Genomic DNA, 10,239 nt, shown 5'->3' on the forward strand with positions numbered 1-10,239 from the left:
ATGCGTGCGACCCGGGCGGACCGATAGGTTGTCCGGTGTGGATATGAGGGGTGTGCTTCGCCGTACGCGGCTGCCGCTCGTCGTGTCTCTCTTCCTGGCCGCGCTGCTCGGCGCGCCCACGGCAGCCGGTCCGGCCGGCGACCCCCTGCCGGCTCCCGTCACCGCCGCCGCGGCCGCCGCCCCGGCCGCCGCGGCCGTTCCGCCCCTGGTCGTCGAGGAGACCGACGCCGAGCCGACGGTCGCCGCCCCGGCGCCGGCCCGGCCCGTCCGGCCCGCCGCCACCGTCCTGACCGACCAGATCAGCACCGCGGCCACCGCGCCGCGGGGTCCGCCCGCCACCGCCTGACCGTCTCGTCACGCCCCCGGCGACCACGGGGGTGCTCGATTACCGACCTCTCGCGGTGGACAAAGGGATAGATCATGGACTTTGCTGTGGCACTTCTCGTCGGCAACAGCGGCCGGGTGGCCGCCATCTGGCTCGCGCTGATCCTGCTGGCCGTCATCGCCTTCTTCGCGCTGGCGCTGCCCCGCGGCGTGCACCGCCCGCGGCAGATCACCGCCTGGCTCGCCGCCGGCGCGGCGCAGCGGCGCGCCGAGGCGGAGCGCCGCCACCGGGAGGCGGCCGAAGCGATCCGGTACGCCGACGAGATCACCGTCGCCGCCCGGGGCGCGGCCAACACCGCCGAGCGCCGCCGGGAGGAGTGCCAGCGGGCGCAGGCCGCCGTCGAGGACGCGTGGCAGGCCTACCAGCGGGCGGACGCCACGCTCGCCCGGGCCCGGCGCGCCGCCGCGTACGGCGTCCCCGACGCGCCGCTCACCGAGCAGGAGCACGCCGACCGCGCCCAGGCGCTGCGCCGCTCCGCGCAGGCCGCCTACCGCCGCGGCGACCTCTCCGACACCCAGCTGCTGGACGCGCTGACCCACCGCAACGGCTGGGACCCGGCCCTGCACCCCGTCGAGCAGGAGCTGGTGCTGGCCCGGGCCGCCGTGGCGCACCGGTTCAGCGCATACCAGGACGCGATCGATGCGGAGCAGGCCGCGTGGCAGGCCTCCGACATCGCCACCGCCGCCGTGCGCAGCCTGCGCCAGGAGGTGGCCAGCGCGGAGGCCCTGGCCGAGGCGGCCCGGGCGGTCCTGCCGCAGAGCTCCCGCCCGGCCCGCGGCGCCCGCCGGGTCGCCGCCGCCGCCTGAGCCCACCACCGTTCGGCGCTAACGCAGGCTCGTCCAGGCGCCGGTGGCCACCGAGCGGGTCATCGCGTCCAGCGCCAGCGCGCTGTGCACGGCGTCGTCCACCGTCGCCCCGTACGGCCGGCCCTCGGCCACCGAGCGCAGCACGTGGTACGCCTCGATCACCTTGAGGTCGTCGTAGCCCATCGCGATGCCGGCGCCCGGTTGGAACGCGGCGTACTCGCCGTCGCCGGGTCCGACGTAGACGGTCCGGGCCGGTAGATCCTGATATCCGTCGCCCACGCTGAGGCTCAGCTCGCCCATCCGGCGGAAGTCCCACGCCAGCGCGCCCCGCATGCCCTGCACCTCGAAGCCGTAGTTGTTCTGCTGGCCCACGGCGACCCGGCTCGCCTCCAGCACGACCCGGGCCCCCGAGGCGAGCCGCAGCTGGGCGGCGACGTAGTCCTCGTTCTCCACCGGGCCCGGCTCGCCGCCCTCGGCGCGGGTGTGCCCGGCGGTCGCACCGGCCGGGCGGGGCCGCCGGGGCACGAAGGTCGCGGTGTCGGCGACCAAGGCGTCGATGTCGCCGAGCAGGTGCCGGACCAGGTCGACGCCGTGCGAGGCCAGGTCGCCGAGCACGCCGTGCCCGCCCCGGGCCCGCTCGAAGCGCCAGGACAGCGCCCCCTGCGGATGCGCGGCGTAGTCACTGAGGAGCCGGAACCGGGCGTGGGTGACCGTACCCAGCTCACCGCGAGCGATCAGGTCGCGGGCGGCGGCCACCGCCGGGGCGTGGCGGTAGTTGAAGCCGACCGTGCCCTGCACGCCGGCCGCATGGACGGCACCGGCCACCGCGTGCGCGTCGGCGGCGTCGAGACCGACCGGCTTCTCGATCCAGATGTGCTTGCCGGCCCGGGCCAGGGCCACCCCCAGCTCGCGGTGCAGGAAGTTGGGCGCCGCGATGCTCACCACCCGGACCCGCGGGTCGGCGGCCAGCTCCCGCCAGTCGAGGGTGGCGGTGGCGAAGCCGTACCGCTCGGCGGCCTCCGCGGCGCGACCGGGCACCTCGTCGGCGACCGCCACCAGCTCGGGCCGGACCGTGAGCTGCGGGAAGTGGTGCAGCACGCGCAGGTACGACTGGGTGTGCACGCGGCCCATCCAGCCGAACCCGGCGACGGCCACCCCGAGCGCCTCTCGACTCATCGGCCCAGTCTGCCCCAGCGGGGGCCGCGGTTCAGCCCAGCCGCTGACCGACCCGCAGCCGGCCGGGCCGTACGACGTCGGCGTAGGTGCCGAAACACGCGGCCCGGCCCAGGCCGGGAACCTGGATGCGGTAGTGGCGGGCGAGCGCGCCGAGCACGGCCCGGTCGGCCGGCTGGTCGCCGTGGCCCAGGCCGGGACGACGCAGCGCGGGGTGGGCAGCGCCACCCGCAGCACCACGTCGCCCAGGCGCAGCTCCGTGCCCGGTTCCGGGTCGCGCGGCAGGTCGAGGATCAGGTTGGGGCGGAACCGGGCCGCGGCGGCCGCGGACCCGCCCAGCCGTTCGCCCAGCCGGGCCAGCTCGCCGGTGGTCACCACGTGCAGGGCGCCGAAGTCGGCGAACCGGCCCAGCCGGGCCACCCCGTCGACCGCGCTCATGGTCTCGTCGCCGGGCCGGCTGCCGGCCATCCACTCCGGGATCATGCCGGCCTCGTCGGGCACGACCCGGTGCAGGCGGGGCTCGGCCGGCGCGCTCCGGGTGAGCCGCACCGGGCGGCCGAGGTGACCGCTCAGGGCGTCGTCCGCCGCCGGGCTGCCCGCCCGCCGGGCCGCTCCCCCGACGTGCACCGTCAGTTCGTCACCGGCCAGCGCGGCGCGGACCTCGAGGAGCCGACCCCAGCGGCGGGGATGCTTAGCGCTGCCCACCGTGCCGTCGCCGGTGTCCACACAGGCCCAGATCCGGTCACCGGCCAGGCCGCTGTGGTCCACCTCGGCGGCGTCGAGCGATTCGCCGAGGGCACTCTTCAGGGGATAGCGCCGGAGCGCGACGAGGGTGGGCATCCCGCGATCCTAGGCAGACGCCCACCCCGGCGCGGGCCTACGCCTGCGCCGGCTCCGTCCCGCGGACCAGGTACGCCTCGATCCGGTCCAGGGCGCCCACCCACACCTCGTTGACGAAGAAGTCGCGGACCTCGGGCGCCGGGAAACCGCTGTGCACGACGGTCATCAGCGTGCCGTCGTCGACCGCCTCGAAGGTGACCTCGACGCGGGTGGTCATCGTCGCGCCGTCCGGACCGCCGCCGGTGGACTCGGTGACCAGCCGGTGGGGGCGGTCGATCTCCAGGAACGTCTGGGTCTCCCGGAACAGGCTGTCGCGGTCCGGTCCCCACACGGCGGTCTGCTGCCCGCCGACCCGCAGGTCCACCTCGATCTCGACGATGCCCGGTTGCTCGTCGAGGATGCTGAACCAGATCTTCTGCTTTTCCGCGTCCGTGTAGGCGTCGAAGACCTCGGCCGGTGTCGCCGGGAGCCGCCGCGTCATACGCATGTCGAGAGTCACGATGATGTTCCTTCCGTGCCGTTGCGGAGGGTGAAGTAGGCGTCGAGGCCGTCGAGCTTGCGGGCCCACAGCCGCTGGTAGAAGCCGATCCAGGCCATGGCGTCGTCCAGGGGGGCCGGGCCCAGGCGGCACTGCCGCGACCGCCCGACCTTCTCCGTGACGATGAGGCCGGCGGCCTCGAGCACCTGGACGTGCTTCTTCATGCCGGTCAGGGTCATCCCGACCGGCTCCGCCAGCTCGCCGATCGTCGCCGGCCCCTCGCCGAGCCGCACCAGGATGCGCCGGCGCTGGGGGTCCGCGAGCGACGCGAAGACCCGGTCGAGGACCTCTTGCTGAACCATGCGGTTCACCTTACGACACTGAACCAACTAGTTCAACATGCCGATGCCGTTCAACCCGGGCCGGGACGGGCACCACCCGCGCATGCGTCGGCGCGAACCTGTTCGCGCGATGAGAGAAGCGGGCGGCCCCCGTGGCCGCCCGCCTCCCCCTCAACCCGGCGTCACCAGGTGGTGGGCGCCGGCGGCGCGACCACCGGCGGCCGGTCGTCACAGGTGATCGTGTTGGGCAGCTCCCACGGCGCCAGCCACGGACCGGTCGTGCCGCCGCCGTCGTTGCCGCCGAGGTCGGTCACGGTGAACTCCGAGCCGGTCGGCTTGAAGCCGAACGAGCCGCAGTTGTTGATGCCGACCGCGCCCACGTTGCGGGCGTCGACGTTGGCGAAGGACGCCGAGCCGGCCACCCGGGCGCTGACCACCGAGGTGCCGGTGCCGTCCACCCGGATGTCCCGGAAGGCGACCCCGGTGATGGCGACGCTGTCCTTCACGCCCCAGTCGCTGACCAGCATGATCGCGTTGTAGGTGCTGTCCAGGTAGTGGTCGCCGGTCACCTCGATGCGCGCGTCGATGCCGCGGTCGAGGGCGTAGAACCAGATCGCGCCGAGGCCGATCCGCCAGTTCAGTTCGAACGTTCCCGCCCGTACCACGGTGTTGTTCCTGATCGCCAGCTCGCCGGCGAACGGCTCGGCGCCGAACCGCGAACCCACGTGGATGCCGCTGCCCTCGCGGATCGGGTCCGCGACCAGGTTGTCCGACACGATGTTGTCGGCGCCGCCGTAGATCGCGATGCCGTTGGCCAGGGTCGGCGTCTGCACGGTGTTGTGGTCGAAGGTGTTGCGCGCGTCGGCGGCCTTCTCCGACCACATCGCCAGGCCGTCGTCGCCGGAGTTGCGGACGAAGGTGTCGCGCACCACCGAATCCGTGACGCCGGTGTGGAAGTTCAGCCCGTCGGCGACCTGGTCGACGATCATGGTGTCGGTGACCCGCAGGTTCCTCATCGGGCCGTCGAACCACAGGCCGACCTTGGTGTGCCGGATGTGCAAACCCTCGATCGTCGAGTCGCTCAGCGCGCCGCCGACGCCGTTCACCTGGTCGGTGTCGATGCGCTCGCGCACGTCACCCTCGATCGCGAAGCCCCGCAGGTGCACGTTGCGGCTGCCGCCGGCGGCGGCGTCCCTGCCGTAGAAGCCGACGCCGGTGTGCACCGAGCGGTCCGGGGCGGGCTCGGGCAGCGTGACCTGGCGGCCCTTGATGATCGTGTACCAGCTGCCGGCGCCCTCGATCGTGACGTCGTCGACGACGATGTGCCGGTTGACCTGGTAGGCGCCCGGCGGCACGTACACCTTGAGGCGGGCGTGCCGGGCGAAGGCGATCGCGCGATCGAACGCCGCCGCGGAGTCGCGCCGTCCCGTCGGGTCGGCCCCGAAGAGCAGCACGTTCGCCGCGGCCAGCTCGACGTGCGGCCGGGCGACCAGCTGCGAGTCGAGCAGGTCGATGACCGTCCAGGCGGCCCCGGCCGAGGCGGTCAGCCGGACCCGGTCGCCGGCGCGGTAGGTCCGGCCGAGCAGCAGGCGCTGCTCGTCGTAGAAGTGCATCGGCCGGAACGGCGTGTCGACGCGCGGGGTGGGCGTGGTGGCCGAGGGTACGCAGCCGCACTCGGTGATCCACCAGTCCGGGTGCAGCAGCCCGGCGGCCGGGTCGTTGCTGAACGGGTACTGGTTGTAGAGGTACGCGTACTGCGAGGTCAGCGTCATCGTGGCGGCCCGCTTGCCGTTGACCGCGACGGCCAGGGGCGCGGTGATCCCGCCGCCGCCCGGGGCGTCCGGGATGCTGTAGCGCACCGTGATGGCGTTGGCCGCCGCGGGCAGGACGAACTCGACGTGCTGCCCCGGGGCCAGCCGGACCGCCGTACGGCCGGACGCCTCGCCGGCGAGGGTGTACGCGGCCCGGTCCGGGCCGATGACCGAGCCGGTGAAGGCGGCGTTCTCCGCCTCCTGCTCGGCGAAGTCCACTGTGGCGCCCCGGCCGGCGACGAGGGCGGGATCGAGGCCGGCGCGGGTCACGACGGGGGCCGCGGCGGCGGCGCTCGCGGGGACGCCCGCACCGGCCAGCAGGCCGAGCGCGACGGCCGAGGCGGTAGCCAGGGCGGGCCACCTCGCGTTCACAGACATGGAAGGGCTCATTTCTCTGGGGAGCACGCCGTGAGGGTGAGGTGACCTTAGGTCGGCTGTGACGAACTCCACAAGAGCCTGTCCATATATTTCGCTTCCTTGCTCGCTTCTTTCAATTGTGGTCGGGCGTCAGGACCACGAACTTGCCGGCGCCGACGCCGGCCTCCATGTCCGCGTGCGCCTGGACGATCTGCTCAAAGCGGTAGGTGCGGTCCAGCGGCACCATCGCCTCGCCGGCGGCGACCGCGTCGAGGAACTCCTCGAGCACGGCCGGCGGCAGGTCGTCGGCGTCGCCGCCGTAACCGGTCAGCCGCACCCCGCGCGGGATGTAACCGATCGGATAGAAGTCCGGCACGATCCACTCGTTGGACAGCATGCCCGCCATGCACACCACCCCGAACTTGCGCGCCGACCGCAGCGTGTCCGGCAGGGTGGGCGTGCCCACGAGCTCCAGGGCGTTGTCCACACCCTCGGGCAGGATCGCCCGCACCCGGGCGGCGACCTCGCCGTCGTCGATCAGCACGTGATCGACCCCGGCGGCCCGCAACGCGTCGGCCTTGGCGGGGTTGCGGGTGGTCGACAGCACGGTCAGGCCACGCCGCTTCGCGAGGACGGCCGCGGCCATGCCGACCGAAGAGGTGCCGCCGCGGATCAGCAGCGACTGGCCGGGACGGGCGTCGAGGCCGGCGGTGAGCGCGCCGTACGCGGTCTGCAGCATCTCCGGAACGGCGCCCAGCGTGGCCCAGTCCAGGTCGCTGCGGAACGCGATCACCTGGGCCGCCGGGACGCAGGTGAACTGGGCATAGCCGCCGTCGAAGGTGCGGCCCATCCCGCCCATCATCGCGAAGACCTGCTGACCTACGGGGAATTCCCCACCGGGCGCGGCGGCGACCACGCCGGCGGCTTCGATCCCCGGGACGCGCGGGAAGGTGACGCCTTCGGCGAGCCCTAGGCGGGTGTGCAGCTCGGATCGGTTCAGTCCGAAGGCCTTCACCGCGATCAGCACCTGGCCCGGGTGCGGGATCGGGATCGGGAGTTTGCGGATATGCAGGGCTTCGGGTGGGCCGGGGGCGTTCAGGACGATCGCTTCCATAGAAGTAGATTCCATGGAAGCAAAGTAGCGCGTGGGGTGGAAGTCGGAGGAGTGCCGTTGCGCACATTGGGGTGGGGTCACGGGGGCTGGACGGGCGGATGGTTTTCTGGCTTGTCCGGTCGCGCCGTTTTTCGCCGCAGGTCGATTGGCGGGGTCCTGGTCTCTTCGGGCGGGCTTCCCTCACGGCATGCCGGCCTCGGTGTTGCTGGCCGTGCCCTCCCTCGCCACGTCTCGGCCGTCCAGCCCTCGGCTTCTCCGGTTGCGGTCTCGCCGCATGTGGGCGGCCCAGAATTCGGCCTGTCCGGCCGGGATCTCCCGCACTGCATGCCGGCCGCCCGGGCCGTGATTTGTTCGGCCACGAGCTGCCACACCGCAAGCCCGCCGCCCGGGCCGCGAGCTGTGCCGCCGCAACCACCCGCACCGCACGCCGGCCCGCCCGGCGCGAGTCGTCCTGCCACGACCTCCCACACCGCATACCCACCGCCCGGGGCCTCCGGCCACGACCTCCCGCCCCACACGCCGGCCATCGCAGCATCGACCTCCCACACTGCCTGCCTGCCGCCCAGGCCTGACCTGTCCGGCCGTACTGCCTCCCCCGCATGGCCGGCCATCGCGGCGTCTTCCTGTCCGGCCGGGCCCTTACCGCATCTCCGCCGCCAGATTGACGCGGAGGTGGGCGTCCACCCAGGCCTCCACGGCCGCGTCGCCCGGATCGGGCCCAAGCCCTGCCGCCAGCGCTTCCACCGCCTCTCCGGCCCGGCGCAACCCCACGCCGCGCAGCCGTCGTGCCGTGGCGCGCAGCCGGTCCGGCACCGTGGCCGGCGCGTGCTGCAGTCCGCCGTGGGCCAGCTCGGCGAGCACGGCGGCAGCCTCGTCCAGGGCCAGGCCCAGCGCGTCCGGGGCTTGGGCCGGCGCGCTGCCGGGGTCGGCTGTGCGGTCGGCGTCGGTCAGGTCCGGCACCACCACGGAGTCGGCCAGGGCGAAGCCGGTCGGATCGATCACCACTTCCCCGCCGGAGCGGCGCACGCTGCCGGCCACGTACCGGAGATCGCCCCGCAGCGCGGCGGCCATGCTGTCGAGTCGGCCGGGCGCGCAGGCCGCATGGGTCGCGGAAACCACCGCAGTGACCCCGGCGGCATCCGTGATGACAGCGTCGAGGCGCTGGGCGCCGGGCGCGTAGCTGATCGAGCGCACCTCGGCGACCGGCACGACCCGTACCAGCTCGGCCTCGACCCGGGCCCGTACCGGCCGGGGCGGCAGCCCGTCGAGCTCGGCGGCGAGGGCGCCCAGATCATCGGCGATCAGGGCGCGAGGCAGGTCCTCCCACGAGCCCCGGGACGTCATCGCCTCGGTGCGGCTCAGCCGCCGGGTGCCGAGACGCACGGCGCGGCTGGCGCTGCGGGCGGCGGATTCGGTGACCACTGCGCCGCCGGCCAGCGCAGCGAGGCTGACCCCGGCCACCTTCCGGCCGGCGAGCCGCGGACCTGCGTCGGTGGTCTCGTAGGAACGGCGCAGCACCAGCACGGTGGCACTGTCGGCGTGGGCGAGGAAGACCTCGACCACCCGGTCACCGCCGACGGCCGACACTCGCGCGCCGAGGCCGTCGAGGCGGGCGCGGCGCAGCGGGGTCTCGGAAGCCTCCTCGGTGCCCAACACCCGCGACCGCAACGCCCGCACGCCCGTGCGCCCATCGCCTGCTTCGGCACCGGTGCTGCTCACCGCGCGGCGGCGGGCGAAGATTTCCGCCACGTGGTCGGCAAGGGCATCGGGCCGGTATCGGGCGCTGCGGTCCCGGTACGCCGCGAGCTGCGCGACGAGATCATCGACCGCGAGCAGGGGCCACCGCATCCGGCCCGCCTCCAGCGCCCGCCGAACCATGACGACGTCCGCCGAGAGGCCGGCGCCGACGTGAACAGCACCCTCGCGCAGCACCAACCCGGCGAGCGCCACGGCCGCGTCCAGCCCGGGGCCGCCGGGCGCGGCTCCGTCCCCGCCGACCTGCACCTGAACGTCGTTCAGGCCCGGGAAGTGCGCGTCCGCCTCGCGGAACGCCCAGACGGCGAGCGCCAGCACGTCGTCGCGCACCCCGGCGACGGCGTCGGTCCGGGCGAAGCCCAGATCCCGGGGGACGAGGAAACGCACGGTGGCGGTCGGCAGCTCCACACTGGGCACCGGGTGACCCGGGCGGGCCCGGTGCACCCGGGCGACGAAGCCGATCCGCTCCGCCCGGCGGGCGGCGGCCAGCATTCGTTCGCCGATCCGGGCCGCGAGCTGGGCTTCGGTGAATTCGCCCGGTGACCAGTCGGGTGGTTCGGTCGCGATGGCGTCGGCGGAGCCCTCGGAGGGTGGCGGCTGGCTGGCGGCCGAGGATGGCGAGCCCTCGACCGATGCCGGCGCGGCTTCGGTCACTGCCGCCGGGCCCTCGGCCAAGACCGGCGAGCCCTCAGTCAAGGCCGCCGGGAGGTCAGCCAAGGTCGCCGGGAGGTCAGCCAAGGTCGCTGGGTCGTCAGCCAAGGTCGCTGGGTCGTCCGCCAAGACCGCTGGAACTTCAGCCAAGACGCCCGAGCCCTCAGCCAAGGCATCGGCCGTGCCCGAGGCGGCGTGCAGGATGACCGACTCGGGGACCGCCGGGCGGTCAGCCAAGGTCGCTGGGCCGTCAACCAAGGTCGCTGGGCCGTCAGCCAAGGTCGCCGGGAGCTCAGCCAGGACCGCCGGGCGGTCAGCCAGGACGCCCGGGCCCTGAGCCAGGGCCGCCGGGTCCTCTGCCGGACCGGCGGGATCACGATGGTGGGAGTCGGGTGGCCGGTGGGGAGGGAGGTGGGGGCCTCGCTGGGTGGGGTGTGGGTGCGCCTCGCCGGGCCGGGCGCCGTCCACCGAGCCCGACCGACGTTGCTCCACCGCGCCCGACCGGGGCGTCTCCACCGCACCCGACCC

8 protein-coding genes are annotated in these 10,239 nt (G+C 74.2%); 2 read left to right on the plus strand and 6 right to left on the minus strand.

Features of this window, described 5'->3' with window-relative positions:
* Positions 1-43: 43 nt before the first annotated feature.
* Complete coding sequence (locus tag Ani05nite_RS31640) at positions 44-346, plus strand: hypothetical protein (protein ID WP_203774463.1); 303 nt, start codon at positions 44-46, stop codon at positions 344-346.
* 74 nt (positions 347-420) lie between these two features.
* Positions 421-1,191 carry a hypothetical protein gene (locus Ani05nite_RS31645; protein WP_203774464.1) on the plus strand — a complete coding sequence of 257 codons (771 nt, stop codon included), beginning with the start codon at positions 421-423 and terminating at the stop codon, positions 1,189-1,191.
* A gap of 18 nt (positions 1,192-1,209) precedes the next feature.
* Here Ani05nite_RS31645 and Ani05nite_RS41500 read toward each other — a convergent pair whose 3' ends face one another.
* The 6 genes from Ani05nite_RS41500 to Ani05nite_RS31680 form a co-directional block, all read right to left on the minus strand.
* Entirely contained in the window at positions 1,210-3,204 is a 1,995-nt protein-coding gene (locus tag Ani05nite_RS41500) for a Gfo/Idh/MocA family protein (RefSeq protein ID WP_239130827.1), read from the minus strand.
* Between the two features lie 37 nt (positions 3,205-3,241).
* The gene (locus tag Ani05nite_RS31660) at positions 3,242-3,703 is read right to left on the minus strand and encodes an SRPBCC family protein (RefSeq protein WP_203774466.1); all 462 of its coding nucleotides are present in this window, start codon (positions 3,701-3,703) and stop codon (positions 3,242-3,244) included.
* On the minus strand, positions 3,700-4,044 hold the full coding sequence (locus Ani05nite_RS31665; RefSeq protein WP_203774467.1) for an ArsR/SmtB family transcription factor: 345 nt from the start codon (positions 4,042-4,044) through the stop codon (positions 3,700-3,702). Before Ani05nite_RS31665 ends, Ani05nite_RS31660 begins: the two co-directional genes overlap by 4 nt.
* Positions 4,045-4,205: 161 nt before the next feature.
* The gene (locus tag Ani05nite_RS31670; protein WP_203774468.1) at positions 4,206-6,212 is read right to left on the minus strand and encodes a glycosyl hydrolase family 28-related protein; all 2,007 of its coding nucleotides are present in this window, start codon (positions 6,210-6,212) and stop codon (positions 4,206-4,208) included.
* Between the two features lie 112 nt (positions 6,213-6,324).
* Positions 6,325-7,320, minus strand: a complete 996-nt coding sequence (locus tag Ani05nite_RS31675) for a zinc-binding alcohol dehydrogenase family protein (RefSeq protein ID WP_239130828.1) — start codon at positions 7,318-7,320, stop codon at positions 6,325-6,327.
* Positions 7,321-7,944: 624 nt separating this feature from the next.
* Entirely contained in the window at positions 7,945-9,714 is a 1,770-nt protein-coding gene (locus Ani05nite_RS31680; RefSeq protein ID WP_203774469.1) for a YehQ family protein, read from the minus strand.
* Positions 9,715-10,239: the final 525 nt, after the last annotated feature.

The organism is Actinoplanes nipponensis (assembly GCF_016862275.1).
GTDB classification, from domain to species: Bacteria; Actinomycetota; Actinomycetes; order Mycobacteriales; family Micromonosporaceae; genus Actinoplanes; species Actinoplanes nipponensis.

What these genes read in the sequence shown, in the direction of transcription:
- Ani05nite_RS31640 (WP_203774463.1), top strand. Translation starts at nt 44, where the DNA reads ATGAGGGGTGTGCTTCGCCGTACGCGGCTGCCGCTCGTCGTGTCTCTC.
- Ani05nite_RS31645 (WP_203774464.1), top strand. Translation starts at nt 421, where the DNA reads ATGGACTTTGCTGTGGCACTTCTCGTCGGCAACAGCGGCCGGGTGGCC.
- Ani05nite_RS41500 (WP_239130827.1), bottom strand. Translation starts at nt 3,204, where the DNA reads ATGCCCACCCTCGTCGCGCTCCGGCGCTATCCCCTGAAGAGTGCCCTC.
- Ani05nite_RS31665 (WP_203774467.1), bottom strand. Translation starts at nt 4,044, where the DNA reads ATGGTTCAGCAAGAGGTCCTCGACCGGGTCTTCGCGTCGCTCGCGGAC.
- Ani05nite_RS31670 (WP_203774468.1), bottom strand. Translation starts at nt 6,212, where the DNA reads ATGTCTGTGAACGCGAGGTGGCCCGCCCTGGCTACCGCCTCGGCCGTC.
- Ani05nite_RS31675 (WP_239130828.1), bottom strand. Translation starts at nt 7,320, where the DNA reads ATGGAATCTACTTCTATGGAAGCGATCGTCCTGAACGCCCCCGGCCCA.